Annotated in this window: 15 protein-coding genes and 1 pseudogene; 13 read left to right on the top strand and 3 right to left on the bottom strand. The window is 35.8% G+C overall.

Annotation, left to right across the window (positions count from 1 at the left end; all coding sequences use genetic code 11):
- The first annotated feature begins 29 nt into the window (after positions 1 to 29).
- The 10 genes from glaH to ABH959_RS15890 all read left to right on the top strand — a co-directional run bounded on the left by glaH (position 30) and on the right by ABH959_RS15890 (position 14,822).
- On the top strand, positions 30 to 968 hold the full coding sequence (glaH, locus tag ABH959_RS15845; protein ID WP_404492835.1) for a glutarate dioxygenase GlaH: 939 nt from the start codon (positions 30 to 32) through the stop codon (positions 966 to 968).
- Between the two features lie 57 nt (positions 969 to 1,025).
- The gene (gene lhgO, locus ABH959_RS15850) at positions 1,026 to 2,228 is read left to right on the top strand and encodes an L-2-hydroxyglutarate oxidase (RefSeq protein WP_404492836.1); all 1,203 of its coding nucleotides are present in this window, start codon (positions 1,026 to 1,028) and stop codon (positions 2,226 to 2,228) included.
- 257 nt (positions 2,229 to 2,485) lie between these two features.
- Complete coding sequence (locus tag ABH959_RS15855; RefSeq protein ID WP_404492837.1) at positions 2,486 to 3,538, top strand: proline racemase family protein; 1,053 nt, start codon at positions 2,486 to 2,488, stop codon at positions 3,536 to 3,538.
- 168 nt (positions 3,539 to 3,706) lie between these two features.
- On the top strand, positions 3,707 to 4,684 hold the full coding sequence (locus ABH959_RS15860) for an ornithine cyclodeaminase family protein (RefSeq protein WP_404492838.1): 978 nt from the start codon (positions 3,707 to 3,709) through the stop codon (positions 4,682 to 4,684).
- Positions 4,685 to 4,847: 163 nt separating this feature from the next.
- Positions 4,848 to 7,040, top strand: coding sequence for a hypothetical protein (locus ABH959_RS15865; RefSeq protein WP_404492839.1), 2,193 nt, complete (start codon positions 4,848 to 4,850; stop codon positions 7,038 to 7,040).
- Between the two features lie 451 nt (positions 7,041 to 7,491).
- The gene (locus ABH959_RS15870) at positions 7,492 to 8,760 is read left to right on the top strand and encodes a toprim domain-containing protein (protein WP_404492840.1); all 1,269 of its coding nucleotides are present in this window, start codon (positions 7,492 to 7,494) and stop codon (positions 8,758 to 8,760) included.
- Positions 8,736 to 10,130 carry a hypothetical protein gene (locus ABH959_RS15875; RefSeq protein ID WP_404492841.1) on the top strand — a complete coding sequence of 465 codons (1,395 nt, stop codon included), beginning with the start codon at positions 8,736 to 8,738 and terminating at the stop codon, positions 10,128 to 10,130. Before ABH959_RS15870 ends, ABH959_RS15875 begins: the two co-directional genes overlap by 25 nt.
- Positions 10,090 to 10,773, top strand: a complete 684-nt coding sequence (locus ABH959_RS15880) for a nuclear hormone receptor family protein (RefSeq protein WP_404492842.1) — start codon at positions 10,090 to 10,092, stop codon at positions 10,771 to 10,773. The genes ABH959_RS15875 and ABH959_RS15880 overlap by 41 nt, the downstream gene beginning before the upstream one ends.
- The gene (locus tag ABH959_RS15885; protein WP_404492843.1) at positions 10,770 to 13,991 is read left to right on the top strand and encodes a hypothetical protein; all 3,222 of its coding nucleotides are present in this window, start codon (positions 10,770 to 10,772) and stop codon (positions 13,989 to 13,991) included. Before ABH959_RS15880 ends, ABH959_RS15885 begins: the two co-directional genes overlap by 4 nt.
- A 117-nt stretch (positions 13,992 to 14,108) precedes the next feature.
- On the top strand, positions 14,109 to 14,822 hold the full coding sequence (locus ABH959_RS15890) for a plasmid pRiA4b ORF-3 family protein (RefSeq protein ID WP_404492844.1): 714 nt from the start codon (positions 14,109 to 14,111) through the stop codon (positions 14,820 to 14,822).
- A gap of 836 nt (positions 14,823 to 15,658) precedes the next feature.
- Here the strand turns inward: ABH959_RS15890 and ABH959_RS15895 are convergent.
- Together ABH959_RS15895 and ABH959_RS15900 are read right to left on the bottom strand one after the other, a co-directional pair.
- On the bottom strand, positions 15,659 to 15,919 hold the full coding sequence (locus tag ABH959_RS15895) for a YgiT-type zinc finger protein (protein WP_016716613.1): 261 nt from the start codon (positions 15,917 to 15,919) through the stop codon (positions 15,659 to 15,661).
- A 73-nt stretch (positions 15,920 to 15,992) separates the two neighbouring features.
- Entirely contained in the window at positions 15,993 to 16,547 is a 555-nt protein-coding gene (locus ABH959_RS15900) for a hypothetical protein (RefSeq protein ID WP_404492845.1), read from the bottom strand.
- Positions 16,548 to 17,333: 786 nt separating this feature from the next.
- Here ABH959_RS15900 and ABH959_RS15905 point away from each other — a divergent pair.
- The 3 genes and pseudogenes from ABH959_RS15905 to ABH959_RS15915 form a co-directional block, all read left to right on the top strand.
- A pseudogene (locus ABH959_RS15905) lies at positions 17,334 to 17,417 on the top strand (helix-turn-helix domain-containing protein); the annotation flags it as partial.
- Between the two features lie 545 nt (positions 17,418 to 17,962).
- Positions 17,963 to 18,988: a hypothetical protein gene (locus tag ABH959_RS15910; RefSeq protein WP_404492846.1), complete on the top strand. Its 1,026-nt coding sequence runs from the start codon at positions 17,963 to 17,965 to the stop codon at positions 18,986 to 18,988.
- A 16-nt stretch (positions 18,989 to 19,004) separates the two neighbouring features.
- Complete coding sequence (locus ABH959_RS15915) at positions 19,005 to 20,306, top strand: hypothetical protein (protein ID WP_404492847.1); 1,302 nt, start codon at positions 19,005 to 19,007, stop codon at positions 20,304 to 20,306.
- A gap of 246 nt (positions 20,307 to 20,552) precedes the next feature.
- Here ABH959_RS15915 and ABH959_RS15920 read toward each other — a convergent pair whose 3' ends face one another.
- Positions 20,553 to 20,891: a hypothetical protein gene (locus ABH959_RS15920; RefSeq protein WP_404492848.1), complete on the bottom strand. Its 339-nt coding sequence runs from the start codon at positions 20,889 to 20,891 to the stop codon at positions 20,553 to 20,555.
- Positions 20,892 to 21,297 lie beyond the last annotated feature (406 nt).

Here is a 21,297-nt window from a genome sequence, read left to right on the forward strand (position 1 = left end):
CTTCATATTTAAATTAGGGAGGAATTGAAATGTCGATTATTACAGAACAAAATACGAAGATGAAATTTGCAAAGAAATATGAGGGGTATGAAATTGCTCCTCATCCAGAGCATAAACGTTTATATCATATTGTGTTAAATCAGCAATTGCTTAAGCAGTTTTTTGAAGAGGTAAAAGAGCATTCAGAGCAGTCATTACAATACATTCCTTATTCTCGATTTAATCTTGCTGATGGAATGAGAAAGATTTTTGGGCAATCATTTATGGATAACATTCGTGGCATTGTTCATGACCGTGAAACGGGCGGATTTACAATTGGGGTACAAGGTGAAACGTCAGATCCAGCAGACTACGTGAAATTTGCAACAGCGTTAACACATTTAATCGGGGAGCCAAACTTTGATGCAATGACAGGAACGTATTATGCTAGATTTAATGTGAAAGATACAGATAGTAGTGATTCTTACCTTCGTCAAGCGTACCGATTGTTTACACTGCATACAGACGGTACATTCGTTGATGAGCCGACAGATTGGCTTCTTATGATGAAAATTGAAGAGCAAAATGCAGTAGGAGGGGAATCACGTTTACTACATTTAGACGATTGGGAAGACCTTCAAAAGTTTAGAAATCATTCACTCGCATCTGTTAAAGTTACGTATAAAGCACCACCAAGTAAAAATGCGCAAGAAATCGTCTATCGTGAAACATTTTTTGATGTAAATAACGCACCATGTATTTGCTTTATTGATCAGTTCGCTTATCCAGATAATATTGAACAAGCAAACTATTTGAAAGACTTATCATATTCTGTTGAAAACTCACCAGCAACACATGCATTGAAATTACCAATTGGTGACTTAGTTCTTTTAAACAACTTATTTTGGATGCACGGAAGAGCTGCATTTGAAAAAAATAAAGATTTATATAGAGAACTAATGCGTCAACGTGGTTGTTTTTCTAAATAATATGTACGGCGGGTCTTAAAAAAGGCCTGCCTTTCATCATATTAAGGGGGAAGTAGGATGTATGACTTTATAATTATTGGCGGAGGAATTGTTGGGCTTTCAACGGGAATGGCTTTAACGAAAAAATTCCCTCGTGCGAAAATCGCGATCATTGAAAAAGAAAAGGAACTTGCACATCATCAAACTGGACATAATAGCGGAGTAATTCACTCTGGAATTTACTATAAACCAGGGAGTTATAAAGCGAAGTTTGCCAAAGAAGGAAACGCAGCTATGGTTCAATTTTGTAAAGAAAATGACATCGCTTATGACATGTGCGGAAAAGTAATTGTCGCTACAGAAAAGGACGAACTTCCTCTTTTACATAACTTATATGAGAGAGGCTTACAAAACGATTTACATATTGAAAAAATAGATAAAGAAGAATTAGCTGAAATTGAACCGCATGTAAAAGGACTTGGGGCAATCCGTGTTCCTTCTTGCGGAATTGCTGATTATAAAGGAGTAAGTTATGCATTTGCCCGTTTGATCCAAGAAAGCGGGGGAGAAGTACATTTAGGAACAGCGGCAGAGCGTATTACTGAGAAAAAAGACGCCGTAACAATTGAGACAAATCAAGGTGTATTTAAAACGAAATTTCTCATTAACTGCGCCGGCTTACATAGTGACCGTATTGCGAAAAAGACAGGCATATTAACGGATATGAAAATCGTTCCGTTTCGTGGTGAATATTACGAACTTGTCCCAGAAAAACGCCATCTCGTAAAACATTTAATCTATCCAGTTCCAAATCCAGAATTCCCATTTTTAGGCGTTCATTTCACAAGAATGATAAACGGAGAAGTACATGCAGGACCAAATGCAGTATTAAGCTTTAAGCGAGAAGGTTATACGAAAACGGACTTCGATATAAAAGACTTCATGGAAACAATGACATACACAGGATTTTGGAAAATGGCGATGCCAAATATGAAAGAAGGCATAAAAGAAATGGTGCGCTCATTTAGTAAACAATCATTCCTAAAAAGCTTGCAGCGCTTAATACCAGAGCTTACAGAGAAAGATATCGTGCCAACCCATGCAGGTGTAAGGGCACAAGCCATTTTATCAAACGGAAATATGGTTGATGACTTCTGCATTATCCCCGGCATCAATTCTCTGCATATTTGTAATGCGCCATCTCCAGCGGCAACGGCTAGTATAAAGATTGGTGAGGAGATTGTAAGGCAAGTGCCGGATGTGGTGGCGGTTAGGGTTTGATGGGTCCCCCGAGGTTTTTGGGGGTTTTTTTTAGTTTTGGATGCTTGGGCGGGGCTGGTTGTAGCTTAATGGCCGCCAACTGTCTACTGTATAAAAAAGTAGACAGTAGTGTATGCTTTTTTAAAAAATGTATACAGATTTATCCCGCTATTTGTGGGTCGGGCTGCCCGTAAAAGCCCGATTGGTGTGGGCTAATAATCAGTGGGGGATGAAGCCCCCCACTGATTAAAGTTTCACTTTATACTCTATGCGTTGGCATGATACTTGCAATGAAAATAGTATCAACATATAGGGGAGAGATAGAAATGAAGGTTAGTAAAATATACACAACAATTGATGCTCACGTAGCTGGGGAGCCACTTCGAATCATTACGGGCGGAGTGCCAGAGATAAAGGGAGAAACGCAATTAGAAAGACGCGCATACTGCATGGAACATTTGGATCATCTTCGCGAGGTTCTTATGTATGAACCGAGAGGACATCACGGCATGTACGGTTGTATCATTACTCCGCCCGCAAGTCCTCATGCTGATTTTGGCGTATTATTTATGCACAATGAAGGCTGGAGTACGATGTGTGGTCACGGAATTATCGCTGTTATTACAGTTGGAATTGAAACAGGTATGTTTGAAGTGACAGGTGAAAAACAAAAATTTATTATTGATAGCCCTGCCGGGGAAGTCATTGCGTACGCAACATTTAACGGGAGCGAAGTAGAGTCAGTATCATTTGAAAACGTTCCTTCGTTCGTATATAAGAAAGACGTTCCTATAAAAATAGATGACTATGAATTTCAAGTAGATATTGCGTTTGGCGGAGCGTTCTACGCTGTAGTGGATAGTAAAGAGTTTGGTTTGAAAGTCGATTTTAAAGATTTAGCTGCAATTCAAACGTGGGGCGGTAAAATTAAACACTACATTGAAAGCCAAATGGAAGTAAAGCACCCACTTGAAGAAGATTTAAAAGGAATATATGGTGTTATTTTCTCAGATGAACCGAAAGGAAAAGACGCTACTTTACGAAATGTAACGATCTTTGCTGATGGGCAAGTAGACCGTTCCCCTTGTGGTACAGGAACATCCGCAAGAATCGCAATTCTTTTTGAAAAAGATGCCTTACAAAAAGGAGAAATTTTCATCCACGAATGCATTACTGACGGCCAATTTGAGGGAGAAGTATTATCCGTAACAGCGGTAGATACATATGAAGCTGTCGTTCCGAAAGTAACGGGGAATGCATTTATTACAGGGTTCCATCAGTTTGTTGTAGATCCGAGGGATGATTTGAATCGGGGGTTTTTGTTAGGATAAAGTGAAACTTTAATCAGCGGAGGGGGTTTATCCTCCACTGATTATTAGTTGAACCAATCGGGCTTTTACGGGCAGTTGATCTCCCGTATAACGTCTTTGTCCAACCTAATTTTCAGATGGGAGTCTTACTGCCCGTTAATACGGGGTAGAAGGAGGAGGTGGAAAGATATGCTAGTCATAAGCGCGAACGAACAACGAAACTTAGTAAATATGAAGGAAGTCATTGAATACGCGGCGCTTGCTTTAAAAGAATTTTCAGCAGAAAGAACGATCACACCAATTCGCGGTTCATTACCATTTGCGAACGAGCAAAATACCGCATTAATTATGCCTTCAGTGGCGGAAGGACTCGAAGCGCTCGGTTTAAAAGTAGTAACGGTAGCCCCGCATAATAAAAAGATAGGAAAGAAAACGATAAACGGAATTGTTATGCTATCAGACTTTCAAACGGGAGAACCGCTTGCGCTTTTAGAAGGATCGTACTTAACGATGATTCGAACAGGTGCCTTATCAGGAGTAGCGACAAAACATTTAGCTCGTCATAACGCAAAAACCTTATGCATTATCGGTACTGGTGAACAAGCGAAAGGAATTGCAGAAGCTGTACTTGCAGTTAGAGACATCGAAAAAGTCATCCTATATAACCGAACGGAAGAAAAAGCGTATGCATTCGCGCCATATATCCAGGAGACATTTAACAAACCAGCTTACGTCTACAGGGATCCAAATGAAGCAATAAGCGAAGCGGACATCATCGTCACAACTACGAACGCATCCACACCAGTCTTCTCAGAAAAACTACAAAAAGGCGTCCACATAAACGCCGTCGGTTCATTCAGACCGAGCATGCAAGAACTACCATCTCACGCCATCGCTAAAGCAAACAAAGTAGTAGTCGAATCAAAAGAAGCAGCACTAGAAGAAACGGGTGACCTTCAAGTTCCGATAAAAGAAGGATTATTTGAAGCGAGCGACATCCACGCCGAACTTGGTCAGATTATAAGCGGGGAAAAAGCTGGTAGAGAGAACGATGAAGAGATTACTATTTTCAAATCGGTTGGTTTGGCAGTAGTGGATATTATCGTTGCGAAGTATTTATATGAAAAAGCGGTGGAGCGTGGAGTGGGTACTACGATTCGGTTGTGAGAGACTGCCTTTTGGTGGTCTTTTTTTTGTGGAGTGTGGTATTGGTAGCGCCGAATTATAAGTTTACTTTATTTTAAATGTATATATATAAATTCCAAAAATCGGTATATAATCGATATGGATGAAAACGGTTTATGAAACAATGAAGAAAGGAATATAAAGTATGGAGGAATGGATTGCAAGTCAGAAAGAAACTACCCATCATAAAATAGCGATAACATTATTTCCTATCATTTTATTTTTAGGATATATCCATCCAGGATTATTTGGTTTTGGACTATTTTTATTTTTTATTATTACATCATTTAAATTATTGAAGAAAATGTTATTTTTCATGCTCATATTAGGCATAATAGCGGCAATTCTTCCTTTTTTAGCACCAATTATTTTTATTGTTATGCTCGTTCTCTTTTTTATGAGAATTCAGTTTGTGCTAAAAAATTGGAGGCCTTTCTTAGCTGGATTGCTTGTATATGGAATTGCGGCTATTTTATTAGCCAGAATGAGTTTCGATCCTACTAGTGCGTCTTTAGCCTACGATTCTTCACCTAGTAAAGTAATGGAGTCTATTATCGTTTCGGCGTTAGGCTTTATTGGTATAAGAGCAACGTTAATTTGGTTGTATGGACATAGTTATAGTAGTTATGCAGCTCTTGGAATTATGGGAAGTGTACCTCTTATTATTATTTCTTTCATTTTGCCATTTTTAAAAATGCATGTTGGTGGAGATGTGTATGTCGCAGAACCAGGAGTGGTTGATGGACACGCTGTGACAGGAGAAACAGTTGTACATTCTTCAGAGGCGCATATAGCTAAGGGAACGAATGTGCAACCATATGTAAGAACGGCGCCAGATGGAGACGTAACGAATAACTTATCGTATCACGGCCCCGATGCAAAGCCTGTGAATACAGAAATGGTAGCAGTGAAAGGTCATGTACGAACAGCGCCAGATGGAGATGTAACGAATAACTTATCGTATCACGGTCCAGATGCAAAACCGGTGAATACAGAAATGGTAGCAGTGAAAGGCCATATAAGAACGGCGCCAGATGGGGATGTAACGAATAACTTATCGTATCATGGTCCAGATGCAAAGCCGGTGAATACAGAAATGGTAGCAGTGAAAGGCCATGTAAGAACGGTGCCAGACGGAGATGTAACGAATAATTTATCGTATCATGGCCCGGATGCAAATCTTGTAAATGTAGAAGCGCAAGGAAATGATCATGTAAAAATTACTTCAAATACTAAAGACTCTTCACAGTGGGGGAGCATGACCCCAGAACAGAAAGAAACCGCTTTGAATGCATTTAATGGAGTATTAATTGGACAAGGAACGATAGATAAACTGTTAAAACGTGTTGAGCAGAAGAAAGGGCGGAGTCGTTTTTGCGGACATTGTGGTAAGGAAAGGTCTGGAAGAGAACGGTTTTGTGTCGCATGTGGCAGTGACCTTGAAAATGATGAGCTAGCTCCAAAACAAGCGGATAGTAAAAAAGAAAAGGATTTCGTGTTGTTAGGCATTACGGGAGTAATCGGTGTAGCAGTTGCGCTGCTTACGGTGAAAATGTTATTTTTCTCAGGTGATGATAAAATCACAACTCCGGTGGAAACTAACGAAAATATGGAAGCGCAAACTACACAACTAAGCACCGCATCATTAACGGATATAGATGGTTATTGGGTAGATACAAGTGATCCTAGTTATGTAGGGATTAATGTAACTGGAGATAAAAAAGGCGAAATAACGCTCTATAACGGTGAAAAAAACGTTACATATTTATTTAAAGAACAAGATAGTGCTGAGAAGAAAATTAGTTTACGCATTTATGAAGTGAAATCTAATTTAGAAACATTCACACCATTTAATGTTCAGGTGAATGTAGTAGATGGCGAGGAGATTGAGTTAATAAGACTAGGGCATGAAGAAGAAAACCTCTCGCTAAAACGAATGACGAAAGAAGAGTTTACGAACAATTATGAGCCTGTTGATGAGAAAAAAACGTATACAGGACAAAATGATAAACGTGAACAATCTAATCGTACGAAAACAACGATACCATTCACACAGGTAGAAGGTGACTGGATCAATACTACCGGTGGGGATGACATAGCTTTTGTATTAAGTGAAGGAGATAAAAGCGGTGAATTAATTATCGCGAAGGAACAGCCAGGCGGCCGCCTTCCACAACATAAATTCTATATAAGTTCTGAACCGAAGAGTGGGGATAATACATATATCATCTCGGTCAAACAAAACTCAGGTGAATACAAAAAAGTAGAGCTAACGTTGACGGAAGATCGATTACGAATGAAGATGGATGGGCAGGAGAGTGTTTATCGGAGGGGATAGAAACGGTTTTGTCCTAAAAGGGCATTAGAAAGCATCATAAAATGTAAAATAGTTTTATTATAATCTATATAAGAGAATCGTTCTTTTCTTTTTAATTTTGTTGTGGTGACTTAATTAGATTAAAAGGACGATTCTTTTTTGTTTTTCATACCAATAATATTTTACACGTACATGCATGCTTGCTTGCTAAATTTGACTATCATAGACTTTTAAGTTTACGAAATGTTATAGCGCAGGTGCTTTGGGATTGGTTGCTAGTTTTGAAGGTAGTTTTTGCAAAGTTTGTCGGTAAGTCGATAAGTTGTGTCGAATCGCCGATAAATTCGGAGTTACGGTCGATATAATTGGATAATCGCTGATATATTTTTTATGGGTGTGGTATTCATTGGTAGGAAGAGCTTTTCCCGTGTATGTTACAATGAAAATAGCTTGTAAATAAGGAAGTGGAAGTATGGAAAGCATACAATTTGTTCAATCGTATGTAATGAAAAGTGCTGAAAAGATTGATGAGTTATATATACGTAAAGAACAAGGTATAACAATTCTCCCCATTATAAAGCAGACCCCGCGTAAGATTATAAAAACAGCGGAACTTCTTGTTAGTGAAGAAGAAGTTTCAGATGTTTCTACTACTATTACAAAAAACTTTTATTCACCTAATGTAAGGAAAAGAGAAAGTGATGTTTTAAAGTGGTTAACGATACATGAAATGCTAGATTGTATAGAACGAGGGATTTTCATTAAGGAAGTTCGTTTTGAGAAAGATGGGAAAACGGTTCGTGACATTTTTTATCGAATGGGATATGGCTTGTTTACATATATGGAAAAGGAACGACAGTTAGAAAAGTTAAGAGAGGAAGAGATTTTACATCAATGGATGCAGAAGAAGCAGTCTATGCCAAAGTACACAAATGAGTACACGGAAAGATTGTGGAATGTGTTGGAGGGCATTGGAAAAGATATCGAAAGTACTTTGTCTCCTATAGATGAAAAACGTTGGTCGTTTCATAAGAAGGTTCTGTTTTTAGATTTTCTACTTGCTATATTTAAAATTAGTTGTGAGAAGCGTACGTTTGATTGGAAAGAGATTGGCGCAGCGTATTATGAAGTGATTGGTGGTTCTAAAAAGTTTGATCAATATAAAAAAGAGTTTCTTGATCAGTTAGAAGATATGTTAGATGCTCCGCCGCATTGTTTAGGTTTAGTTAGCTTAGGGACAGTGACGCCTATATTTTTTTGCGGGAAATTACAGGAAGGTAATACGTATTATGAGTGTGATACGGTCCGTTCATTAACGGATTTAGTTGTATTTCGTCATGAGTATAAAACAGATGCGAAGGTGTTATGGCTCGTTGAAAATAGAGCAGTATTAACGAGGATAGCCGCAGAGGATGACTTTATTGCGAGTACCGGTAGCCTTGTGGTGGGAGTGGATGGTCAATTACGTAGTGGACATAGAAAGTTGATCCAAAGTGTATTGAATCATTCAAAATCTATTACGAAAATTATTATTTGGACGGATTATGATGGTGCTGGGGAGATTATTAGTGATAAGTTATTTGAACTAGTTGTCTCATATGAACAGTATACGAGATGGATTTCTCCAGAAGGAAAGGTATTAAATAAGGATGAATTCGAGAAATCGGTTCGTTTACGCGAAATTGAACAGGAAGAAAGTTTAGGAGGTGTGGATACTTGGAAGAAATGGATCAGTCAGTAATTTCGATTTTACAAACAGATTCGTCGCATATTTCAGTACGAAATGCGATGAAAGATTTAAATAAATTATCAGGTGTTATTTCAGAGCTTGGGCAAAGTGAGTATTTTAATGATCCATTGAAAACATACGAGTTTCTATTACTATTAAATATTTTAAATGAAGAAGCGCTAGGATTGACGTCTTCTATTGAAGATGTGCGTACGTTGAAATTTCGTTACCGTAATATGTATGGTGGTGACCCATCGATTCGCTTAGAACATTTCATTAATATTCTAGATAAATATGGGTGGATTTCAAAAGGGAAAAGCAAAATTACGATGATGGACGTTGGGAAGCGAATGATTGATGTGTTAATCAGGCTAGCAAACGATTCGTTAGCGTATTACATGCAAGATGAAATAACGAGGTCTTTATATCAAGCGAATCGTGATGCGGATTTAAGTGAAGCGTATGATGATAAAGGTGTATCGGGCGGAAATAAGTTAGCAAGTATGATAAAGAATGTAGAGGAAGCGGTGGAAAGGTTAAAAGAAAGAGAACTAGAATATTTAGCGGATCGTTATGCGCTGCCGCAAGTACAAATTATTCATCGTTTAATGAATGAACTAAATGTTCGTTTTGAGGAAAGGTTCCAAAAGTTTCAAACGTTTGAGGAAAGCCTTGTGTTAGAGCCTCTTGTGAAAAGAGGTACGAGCGTTATGTTTGAAGGGTCACAAGTGAGCCTTGGAACGATTAAAAAGATTTTACATTTTACACATATTCAACAATCTACAGTCGGAGCGAGCATTCGTCATGAGGCACTTCGCCGTTTTATTGAAAATTGTTTTACGAAACAAAATATGGAATTGCCAGATGCGCATGAAATTTTAAGTTTTATGGAGCAAGACCGTAGAGAAGGTGAGAGAGAAGATGGCCTATGGATGCCAGTACAGTTTGCGGCGCCACTATCAAGTGCCGCGATTTCTAGTGGTATTCAGTTTTTGGAAGAGTACGAGCCATATACGGATCATATAGAAGAAGCTGTTCAGGAAGAATATGAAGAAATAGAAGAAATGTCAGAAGCAGAAGTGAAGAAGCTACTTGCAGATCAGCAGTGGAGTATGACGAAAGACCAAATTCAAACGGAACGATTAGAAGAGTTTCTTATGGAACAAGAAGAAGTCGATATGGAAGAACTTGTACTTGAAGCGGGGTCTAATACGTGGGGAGATGCGGTAAATGCATTAATCGCACTGTCAGCTTTAACGGCTAATAATAAAGCCGATATTATGGATAATCAAAATGTAAAAGAAAGAAATATAGAAAAAGAATGGGAATGGGGCAGTGACGATGATAAACGAAAACGAGTTCGAAGCCGAGAAAGGAATTAATCCGCTCGCGAAATTAGGGGAACTTCGGTACATATTGTCTCGTGATGAAGAGCATACGTTTATGCAACTTTTATTTTCATCTTCAGCGCGTATGAGGGCGACAAATTTTGGATTGCGTCGCAAAGAAGTAATGAAGATGCTTGGGTTAAATAGTGAAGATATAGAAGGATTTGAGTCATTTGTAAAAAGAATAAACGGTGCGCTAAGTGGCTACTTCCAGTGTGTATATGATGAACGACGTGACCAAGTTATTGTTATGATGCGAGTGCCAGCAAAGCAGGCGAGAGAAGTATTATCTTCAGAAAGTTTAGGGTTACTTATGTTTATTTTTTATCATCAAGAAGTGTTGCAAAATGAATTTACGCTATTTAATCAATTACTTAGTGCGCTTGGACATGAAACGTTGCAAGCACGTAGAAAAGTACAAACGAATTTAGATCCACTCCTAAAAATTGGAGCGATTACAAAATATGATTCTCCATCTCAAGAAGAGGCATATGCATTAACTGCAATTGGAAGTAGAATGTTTTCAGATTCGTTCTTGCATAGGGCAGCTGAATTTAGTCAGTCACAACAACTTCATATGGATGATGTTTTAAAATTCTTTAAACGTTATAACGTAGGAGGTGGAGAAACGATATGATTCCATACCGTATTTCTTTTTCCGGTATACGTGATTATAAGCCGAGAACGATTTCTTTAATGGGAAAACGTGATCATATTTTAATATCAGGTGCAAATGGTGCCGGAAAATCAACGTTAACGTTTTGCTGGGGAGCTGTTATGGCATCTACGAAAGTAAATGTGGAAGGACTTCGCTCGAAAAATCTGCCAGACAATAGAGTATGGCGAGCAAAAATTGAGCTCGTATATGAGAATGATGGATTCGTAGATGCGGCGAAATATGTAAGATTTATGCTTGTGCTCGAGCAAGAACCAGGTCATCCATTGAAAAAAGAATATTATATTGCAGAAGGTGATCAAGTAGATGAGTGGGAGCAAGAAACGCGTTTCTCATCTTCGGACAAGCATTTTAACTTTAGAGAGTATAAAAGAATGCTTCTTCAAAAATATAAAATTGATCCAGATGCGTTTTATTTAATTTGGTATCAACAAGACGTAAATCAATTTGCAGTTATGAAGCCGGAAGAGAGGTTCCGTATTTTTAGTGAAATGACAGGGATTGACACTATTCAAAAGTCTTGGGAATCTTTCAAAGAACAAGAACGTGATAAGGAAGCTATTTTGCAAACGGCTCGTAATAACCAAATTCAATATAAGTTTGAACTTGAGCGATGGGAGAAAGAGAAAAATCGTTATGAAGATCAACAAAATCGTATAAAACAAGGGATTGTACAATATAAAACAGCATTATGTACACTAGAAGATCATTATTTTACAGAACGTATGAAGTATAAGGATGAGCTAGAGGATGTTAAAGAGGTTCTTGATGAGAAGTATGAAGAAGCTCTGCAAGGAGAAGACCATTTTACACAATTAGAAACGGAGTTACACGCGAAACAAGCAAGTTTTCAAAGTGCGGAAAAAGAGCGCGAAATTGCCGAAGAACGACAATTACAGTGTAAAAAGGAAAGTAAAGATAAAGAGCGAGAATGGAACGCGATTAAAGAAGAAATAAAAGATGTAACGGATCGTGTGAAAAATATAGGTATTAGTGAAGAGATTGTAAGAGCAGAAAAGAGTAGTAAAGAACAGCAGTTGAAAGAAGCTGAGAAGGAAAAGGTATATACGGAACAGATTATTAGTGAGACGAATTATACTTTAAATGAGTTAAGGTCAGAGGTTGCGAAGTTAGAAGTACAAGTAGATGGTGATGAAGAAGCCGTCATTTCCGCAAAGAGTTATATAGAGCAATATGAATCTAGTTTTCATATGCAAGAAAAACATGAAGAAGTAGAAGGCTTGATGAGACAAACGAAAGATTTTGTTGAAACGGTAAAAAGAGACCTTCAGCAAAAATATGAAGAGAAAAAGCAACTACAGTTAAATCGTTACGTAAGCCCGAGGCAAGAAGAAGGTTTGCGATATTTTAGAAGGCAAGGATTACAAGCTTATCCGCTTCGAGATTTAATTGAATTAGAAGAAGCCGCAGAATTCCGTAATGAAGATATTGTAAATACAATTAAATATGCAATTTTCGTAGATTCAAAAGAATTTACACCACCAAATGATTTATATTACGTACCATTGCCATTAATCGTTCCAACTGAAAGTGTAATTTCATTACCACAGTATAAGTTAAGAATAAAAGAAGGCGATAATGAAAACCTCGTTTCTGTAGCGATGAAAGCTTTATGGTGGGTAAAACAATTCTTCACAGGTGAGCAGCCGTGTATTCAAAAAGGTAGTTTAATTGATACAAGAGGATTACGTGGTGAACAAGAAAAGGCAGAATATATCTTAAGTGAAAAAGCGATTATGCAACGCTTAGAAGAGACAGAAAAATGGATTGAGGAAAATGAAAAACAGTTAATACAATATGAGCACGACATTAATACGCTGCAAGAAAAAGAAAGAAAACTTCACGATATTGTATACAAAGTAAGAGATGCAGAAGCAATTTTACAAAAAGCTGCCGAACGTACCTTTAGAATAGAACAGTTAGGGCGAAAAAAAGAAGAGAAGCAAAGGTTAGAACAAGAAATACTAAGGCTGTATGCAATTAATCAAGAATTACATACGCACATATCTCGCTTAAGAGAACGTCTTGAAACGTTAGAACAGTACGAAATGATATATGAAGAACTGCATAAGGAAAAAGAAAAAATCGCACATATGCAAAAGCTTGAACAAATTCATAGAGAGTTATTGGACGAGCTAAAGGGAGTAGTAGAGCAAAGAGATATACTTGATGATACTTGTAATAGATTAGAAATTGAATGTAATAAAGCGAGTCAAAAAGTAAAACAACAAAAGCAAGATGTAGAAACATTGCGTGCTGATATTCAGCGCTTAGAAAAGAAAAAAGAGTATATTCAAGAGTATTTCATATCGACAGAAGAGAAGTTGATTGTGATACAAAGAGAAGAACAAGACACGGATGACATGTACGGGAAATTGTTAGAACAAATCGGCTGGGAAAAACAAATTGAAAAATGGTCTGAAGCAAAAGCACTTTCTCAAAAACAAGAAGCACAGATTACGTTAGAAGGTGCTTTAAGCGAAACGGTTAATCCGCTGGCACCAGAAAATTATGCGAAGATGAAAGAAGAAAATGAAAAAAGTAATGCAGAACTACATAACGCAGAACAAATTTTAAACGAACTTCGCGAAAATATAGCGCTTATGAGAGAACGCCTAGAAACGACGATTCAGATGAACGCTCACAAAATTCATAAAAAGTTTGAACAGTACATGGAACAATTCCACTTCGAAGGAAAAATAGAATGGAACATGGATACAAATAAACACGGTGAAATGCGCTACTATCTTTATATAAAAGCACGCAAAAAAGGTCACCGCGGCAAAATGGAAGACATTAGCGCCAAAGGACGCGGAGGAAAAGTAGGAAGCGGCGTATCAGGAGGAGAAGAATCCCTTTCATCTCTACTATTCGCACTAGCTTTACTACAAACAATTGAAGCCTCCCCAGGCTATATCATCCTAGACGAATACGACAGCGCACTAGACGATAGCCGAAAAGAAAAAGTCTTCACCCTATTCGAAGAAGAACTAAACCGAAAAATGATCATCGTATCACCAAAAAGTCACGATCCAAACTACTTACAACACTTCTCACAAGCACTAACAGTTATGCATGATGCGAGTGTGCCGGTTAGTCGGATTTTGCAGGTTAAGAGGGTGACAGAGGAAAATAAAACTGTAATCACGGGTAATTGATTACTAGCCAGCACCAATCGTTTTTTTACGGGTATCCTGACTCCCACATCAAATTTTGATGTGGGAGTTTTGCTGTTGGTTAATATGGGGATAAAGTAAGTAAGGATGTGATTGTAAATGATAATTGATAAATTTATATTAGAGTTTATTAAGGATCTTCAAACAGATAGTTTTTTGAAAGTAATGCCCCCTGCAGAAAAGGAACGATTAGCAGAAATCATTGAGTTTCTTGGTGGGAAAAGTGGCGAGGGGATAAGAGAACGAAATATTGTAGAAGTAGAACCAGCGATTTATCAATTTAAGATTACGCTAAAAGGAATACGCCCACCAATTTGGAGAAGGTTTCTTATTGATAGCCGAGTAACCTTTGAAGAATGGCATCAAATTATCCAAATTGTAATGGGATGGGAAGACTGTCATTTATATAACTTCTATACGAATGATTCATATGTAGAAGTGCAACACTCCGGGGACATGTTTGCATCCAAAAAAGCACAACATGATGCAGCAGACACGAAAATTGGTGCATTAATAACGAAAGAAAAACAAAAATGCCTATACACATATGATTTCGGAGATGGCTGGGAACATGAACTAGTGCTAGAAAAAATATTACCATTTGATGAAGAGGCAATCGTTCCTATATGCCAAAAAGGAAAACGAGCATGCCCACCAGAAGATTGTGGTGGCCCTTATATGTACAATGAAATCCAAAAGGCATTGCGAGGAGAAGGTGAACTGGATGAAGGTTTGCTAGAGTGGCTTGGTGAATTTGATCCTGAGGCATTTGATTTGGAGAATGTGAATGAGATGTTGGAGATGGAGGAGTAGGAGATAGTTTTTATGGGAAGATCGCCTTTTGGTGGTCTTTTTTTATTTGGGGATAAGCTGCTTTGTTGGGTGATGCGGATATTTTTGTGTATGAAAGTGTGTTGTAGTTTCTTGTTAGAAATCAAATACTATTTTTTGTATAGTACCTCCTGATTTCAAATTTTTTATATTAATATAGATTGACAGATAGTTAATTAATTAGATATGGGGCTTGGTTCTTTCTACAGCTGAACTTTTTATATTGTAGAGATATATTTAAAGGGAATTGCTCATACTTTTAGCGTTAGTGAAGAAGAGAGTGGAGAAAAATATCTCATTGATGCTGTGTAATAGAGCTTCACCCTTTTTAGCTGTAGAGTCTAATGCGAATCCTTCTTCAATTAGTTCTTGAATCAAGTGGATTAGACTAAGGTGGATTACCAATTTAGAAAAGGACAAACGAAATTACTCACTTAATTTTAGCGAAAGTTGAGCCGGGATTATTTCAGTGTTTAGAACATCTATTGAAAGAATGGGGTGGTCCACAATGTTTTCTTGCATATAGTGGGGATGAGGTGATGAATTATGAAATTGAAATCGAGAACGTCTCCACTTAAAGTTGGAACTGAAACATATGGCCTACTATGAATTGGAGATGTATTCTTGCAAGTTTTTGAGTTGTGTTTTGTACAAAAAAGGGTGAAAAACCTTTAATTTAATTAAGAGATTTAATTTTGGTATTTAAGAAGATGTGTCTAACAGAAATGAAAGGATGAATCAATACAAAAATATTGAGTACAGTAAGTAACATATAAAAAATAAGAGGACTACAATTCTAAAGATTGTAGTCCTCTTATTTAAAGTAATGAATCTTTCTGATTCCAATCAAATTCTTTTAAACCACGTTTATAAGCAATCTTTAAAAAAGGTGTAACTTTCATATTTATATCATACGATTTTCTTCCACAAAAAGAACAATAGTAATGGGGAATATTGTGTATTAAAATTTGAGATTTACCAACCAAATGTTCAACTGTTCCAATTTGTAGACTAGCATTAGACCCACATCTACATGGTGTTTCAACTCTTTGCTTTTTTTGTCTCTCAGCCAATAACATAACCCCACCTCATTTCTTAATTATTATAAATTATGCTATATATTACTTAAATTATACACTATAAATAAAATTTTTATAATATCGTTATTACATTAATTGTATTTTCATTTAATATTACCAAAACGAGACGACCACTACCATCCTCTTTTTTTCCTGAAATCACCAGAGCTAAATGTGGATGTAGGTGTTTAATCTTGTTAGTATTTTCAGGGTGTTGATGGTTTACATTTAATCGTACTCCAACTACTTTTTTTGCAGTCAGAACACAATTTTTAACATCTTCTTCGTCTTCCCACCCTCTTTTCTGTGGATCCTCTTCATCCAATAAAGAATCTAACACTAACCTATCAATAACATGTGTTTCAATGTCTATAAAAGGTCCACTTTTTAGCACAGTAACAAGCATATCTTTAATCTCTTTTAATCTATCCTTGTTTAATTTTATAGGTATTCCCATAGATATACCATTCCCAGATTGTCTGTTGAGGATTTCTTTGTCTTCCATTAATCTTACTTTAAATCCTATTAAGTTAACTTCCTCATCAGTAAGTTTAACAATCTTTTCTTGTCCCCTGTGCCAAATATATTGGGTACCTTCATTTGAAACAAAAACTTCTACCTCAGACATTTTATTCCAACTCCATAAATTCAGATAACTATTTTATCTTATTATTACATTAAAACCAATCATTTGTAAATTAATAAATAATTTGTGCCTATAAGCGTAATATGTTTATTAACTTAGATTTACTTTGGGTAAGAGTCTTATTTTCTTTTTTTCATAAATTAAAAAATAAAAGCTTCTTATATCTAGTATCTGTATGTAATGATATTTTGTGTTTCTATAAATTAGTTGATTACTTTTTAGTTAATTATCCTAATGAAATGAAAATTACTAGGGGAGATTGGAAATATTATAAATAGAAATTGAAGAGAGATAAATATACTAGTATTGTTTCTGATTGCAAATGGCTATATGGAATATATTGAAGTGTTAAAAGAGGACATAATTTTTCGATAGGGACACTGAATGTTATAGGTATGGGCTTAATTTAAAAAAGCTTAGGATATAAATTGAGCCAATACTGAAGTAATTGATAAATTTAAAAAATAATTATTTTAATAATAGATGTACAATAATTTGACTTAGATATTTAATAAACGACAAAAGAGTCTATACGAGTCTTTTATCAACCTTGAGTGTTATGAGTTTAAACAAAATGCTTTCCTATATAAAAGTCCCAATCTTACGATTCAAAAGGTAAAGGAGAATTTTCTTGATAATACAAGTGATAAAAGAAGCTGAGTCATCTAAAAGACCAATGATCGATTTCTAAGGAGTGATATAAATCACGAGTGATTGGAAAAGCAGCATTGTTTTTAAGGGAATAGAATTTTATTTTTGCAAACACTATACATCTCAAAGGTAATGCAACAACTAAGGGTTAAAGGACGTTCCCAAGCAGTTGTTGAACTTCTTCGCATGGGGAAGCTCTAATTATAAGAAAGTAGCCGACTTTTATACAAAGATTCGGCTGTTTTTCTGTTTATTTAATACTCTAAAGATATACATCTTAAAGAATATAAGATATTTATGTTCAAAATGCCTTGGTACTTAATTAGAGAAATGAGTTTGGAAAATAGATTAATTTTAGTTAGAGAGGGATAATTATGAGGGTACTCCATACACTGCAGAAGTTATGTTCTAATAAAAAAGATTTTAATGGTGGGGATTATTCGTTTTTTGATATATCAAATTTCAATGTAATTACTAGCAGAAAAGAAGACCTGACGGTAATTATATTTGTAGGATGGTAGAAATCTTTTTGCATATTTGATAGTTCAACAAAACCCACAATTTGTTATGTGGGTTTTGAAAAGTTAGGAGAAAAATAATTAATATTTGCAATTCAACTAAGAAATCTAGCAAATCGTCTTAGAAGTAGTTATAACGAATTTGCAAACAATCCATGTACCTGTTTATGAAAAAATTTCCTGTTATAATTAAAATAGAGCAGCAGTTTTGAAAGGGAGAGATTTTTTATGAATAAAGATGTATTAGAACAATTTGGTTTAGATATTCAACAAACTAGACTTTTATTTAGCATGCAACGTTACATCGTAGAACAAGATATCGGCATTGAAAAAAATGAAAAATATAAAGAAAAGAAAGTTCAATGGTTACATATTTGGGAGAAAGGAATTCTTCAGGTTTTAAACAACGCAGATAATAAAACAGATTTAGATTTTATTAAAGGAGAAGAAGAACTGAGAAAAACATCTAATCATATTATTAATATGAATGAGAATTTTAATATATCTCAGTATTTGATTCTATTAGAGTTGTCTTTGTTTGTTCCTTATTTTCCAATCGGAGAATTTCAAACAAAGTTTTATGAAAGAGTAAATTTAGACAACAAGTATGCAGATTTTTTATTGGAGAAATTTGCTGGTATGTTAGAAGTCGATAAAGAATTCATTGAACGTTATAGAAAGGCATTTAAAAATTCAATTCGTTCTATATCTGGATTCTATACGAGAATGTTAATTGGTGCAGGAGTAGGCGCTGTATTATTAGCAATTACGGCAGGATTTGCAGCACCTTTTATTGGAGGTTTAGCAGCTCCTCTTGGACTTTATGGTGCAGCTGCGGTAAATGCAGGATTAGCAGCTTTAGGAGGAGGAGCTGTTGCTGCAGGTGGTTTTGGAATAGCAGGTGGATTATGCGTGATTGTTGGAGGTGGTACGATTTTTGGAGTGCTAAGCGGAGGGGTTATGGGTGCGGCTTTAAGTAGTTCATCTGAGTTTGCTTTGCGTGAAGGTGCGAAATTGGAAGTAGTGATGAAGGAGATTATACTTCTTGCTCAAAAAGATGTTCGACTTGCTCAAGAGATGATTAAAAGTCAACAAGATGTTATTAGAGAATTAGAGAAACAACTATGTAATTTGAAGTTCAATGAAAAGGAGAATAAAGAGAAAATTAAAACGTTAGCTAAGTCTATTGATTATTTACGTACTTCTCTTAATAGCTCTTATAAAGTGTTAAATGATATTGAAACTACTGTATAAATAAAGGACGGTAAAAATGTCAAAAAAGAAAATCATTGATTTTAATGAAGAATTTTCTTCCATACAGGATAGTATAAGCTTTATCACTTCTGATTCATTCTATGTTAACAGAATGAATCAGGAGAACTTAGAAGAAATAGAGAGACTTGAAAAAGAAATTTCAAATTTGTTTTCTAAATCGAATCTACAGCAAGATGAGATTATTAATGAAAAAACAAATCATATAGATAGTAATTTAAGAATTTATTCTAAAGAATATTTTAAAAACATATCTGATGAATTAGAAAAACAACTGTTAAATGATGTGAACAATCGTGCAGACCTAATCTCATCTTTAACAAAATTAGATATAACTATTTCTGTTGTAATTGGTCTTGTTGGAGTAATAGTCGATTTGTTTTTAGTAAAGGTACCGAAAGATATCAATTATTTGAAAAAGTACCAACAAGGTGGAAGTCCATTTACTGAATGGCTTCGTACTTTAGGTATAGATGAGAATGGTAAATTAAATGACTTCTTTCAGTTATTAGAAGAAAAATGCAAGGTGAATTTTGATGCTAGTACAACGAAAGCCTTTCCTGATTATGCAAATCAAGTAAATGGATTTTATCCTAAAACACATAGAATGATGAATTTAGGTCACGATCCATTGTTTGGTTTGATATTCGGACTAATTGACATGTTTAATGGTAGGACAACCTTAATTGATTCGAAAGGGATCATACATTGTATTCCAATTGAAAAATATCAGGATTTTCCTATGGATAATAAAATATTTGCACCGTTAATTTGGCTCGGACACATTTTATCAGATGTATGTACTAAAATGGGAATACCAATTCCAGGATGGGGATTTACTCAGTTATTACAGTTTGGAAATTTAGGTGAGAATAGCAAAACAGTTGCAGATATAACAAGGTGGATGTATATAGAAGGATATGATATAAGGCACTTTCTAACAATGGGTACGGTACCAGCGATTATAGAAATGTGTACTAAAATGTATTTTAAATTTACTTTATCAAAGGATGAATTTTTATCCCCAATCTATATAAAAGAATTAAAATCGATACAAAATAATATTAGGTTAGAAAAAATGATTTTCATTGCCCATTCTGTGGCGGTCAGTGGAAACATAGGTAAAATTATGATGTATCATGGAAATCCATTAGCATTCAACTTTTCTGAGTGGTTAGTATTTGCTAAACAAAGTGTCCAGATGTTACTTATTCAGTCAAGAGATACTACTGGTGAAAAAATAGTGAGAAATAGAAGTAGGATCGATGAAGAATGGAAGAACATTATGGATACGGAATGAATAAAGCCTTTGTTAATTTAAATTAATCACGTAAATATATTTAAGGTGAAGGCTCTATGTACCAGTTCAAAGAAGAGACTAGTTTTTATTTGCTTAAAGCAAGTGCCGATATTTATTTATCATTAAATCTTCGTGGTAAAAATCAAATTGATATTATGTTGGAACATGTGAATCCTATGCAGATATGAATTAATTCAATTGGCGTATGAAAAAAGCTGCACCTCTAACAATTAGAGGTGCAGTTTTTTACCACTCCCGCCATTCTTCTGTAATATCTTCTTCGGATTCTAAGCCAGCTATTCGTGCTGCTGTATCGATAAATTCATAGAGATCTTCTCTTTCCATTGTTTCGATAAAATGGTCATGTTCGATATTTAGTTCATTTATTTTTATAACTACCTCTTTAACGACTTGCATTACTTCGACTTCGGTTGGATTCTCGCCTAATTGCTCTAAATTGTTAATGTAAGTGTCAAGAACTGTATTTGTTGCACTTATATTTTCTTCAGTGAAAAATTCCCCATCTTCATCATGCTCAATCCATGGGGTTGTTGGTTTGTTTTTTTTCAATTCATCAAATGTCATGATAACCTCCTAAAAATGTTTTTTTATCTTTAATCTCATTCTACATTTTCAATTATATATAACAACCATTTCAGAGGAATTTCCTATAGGCTGCTAGTTTTTCAACGCATTTTACGAGGCTACCTATTCGTGGTCTTTTTATTTTACCCTCCGCATAAATATATTTTATCCCGCTATTTGCCGGGCAGTAAGACTCCCACCTCAAAATTCGGCGAATGCGGAGGAGTTAGGTGGGAGATCAACTGCCCGTAAAAGCCCGATTGGTGAAGGCTAATAATCAGTGGGGGATGGACAAACCCCCACTGATTAAAGTTTCACTTTATCGCAAGAATTCATTAATAGATTTCAAACTGTCTATCTTTGCGAAAAAGTTTGACAATACATACGGGTAGTGGTAATTTAAAAC

Source organism: Bacillus sp. RC51, from assembly GCF_044908115.1.
In the GTDB taxonomy this organism is placed as follows: Bacteria; Bacillota; Bacilli; order Bacillales; family Bacillaceae_G; genus Bacillus_A; species Bacillus_A mycoides.

Bases quoted from the DNA above. Each gene is read 5' to 3' on its own strand.
- ABH959_RS15855 (WP_404492837.1), top strand. From the start codon at position 2,486: ATGATACTTGCAATGAAAATAGTATCAACATATAGGGGAGAGATAGAA.
- ABH959_RS15870 (WP_404492840.1), top strand. From the start codon at position 7,492: ATGGAAAGCATACAATTTGTTCAATCGTATGTAATGAAAAGTGCTGAA.
- ABH959_RS15920 (WP_404492848.1), bottom strand. From the start codon at position 20,891: ATGACATTTGATGAATTGAAAAAAAACAAACCAACAACCCCATGGATT.
- ABH959_RS15860 (WP_404492838.1), top strand. From the start codon at position 3,707: ATGCTAGTCATAAGCGCGAACGAACAACGAAACTTAGTAAATATGAAG.
- ABH959_RS15910 (WP_404492846.1), top strand. From the start codon at position 17,963: ATGAATAAAGATGTATTAGAACAATTTGGTTTAGATATTCAACAAACT.
- ABH959_RS15885 (WP_404492843.1), top strand. From the start codon at position 10,770: ATGATTCCATACCGTATTTCTTTTTCCGGTATACGTGATTATAAGCCG.
- glaH (WP_404492835.1), top strand. From the start codon at position 30: ATGTCGATTATTACAGAACAAAATACGAAGATGAAATTTGCAAAGAAA.
- ABH959_RS15915 (WP_404492847.1), top strand. From the start codon at position 19,005: ATGTCAAAAAAGAAAATCATTGATTTTAATGAAGAATTTTCTTCCATA.
- ABH959_RS15895 (WP_016716613.1), bottom strand. From the start codon at position 15,919: ATGTTATTGGCTGAGAGACAAAAAAAGCAAAGAGTTGAAACACCATGT.
- ABH959_RS15865 (WP_404492839.1), top strand. From the start codon at position 4,848: ATGGAGGAATGGATTGCAAGTCAGAAAGAAACTACCCATCATAAAATA.
- ABH959_RS15900 (WP_404492845.1), bottom strand. From the start codon at position 16,547: ATGTCTGAGGTAGAAGTTTTTGTTTCAAATGAAGGTACCCAATATATT.
- lhgO (WP_404492836.1), top strand. From the start codon at position 1,026: ATGTATGACTTTATAATTATTGGCGGAGGAATTGTTGGGCTTTCAACG.
- ABH959_RS15890 (WP_404492844.1), top strand. From the start codon at position 14,109: ATGATAATTGATAAATTTATATTAGAGTTTATTAAGGATCTTCAAACA.
- ABH959_RS15880 (WP_404492842.1), top strand. From the start codon at position 10,090: ATGATAAACGAAAACGAGTTCGAAGCCGAGAAAGGAATTAATCCGCTC.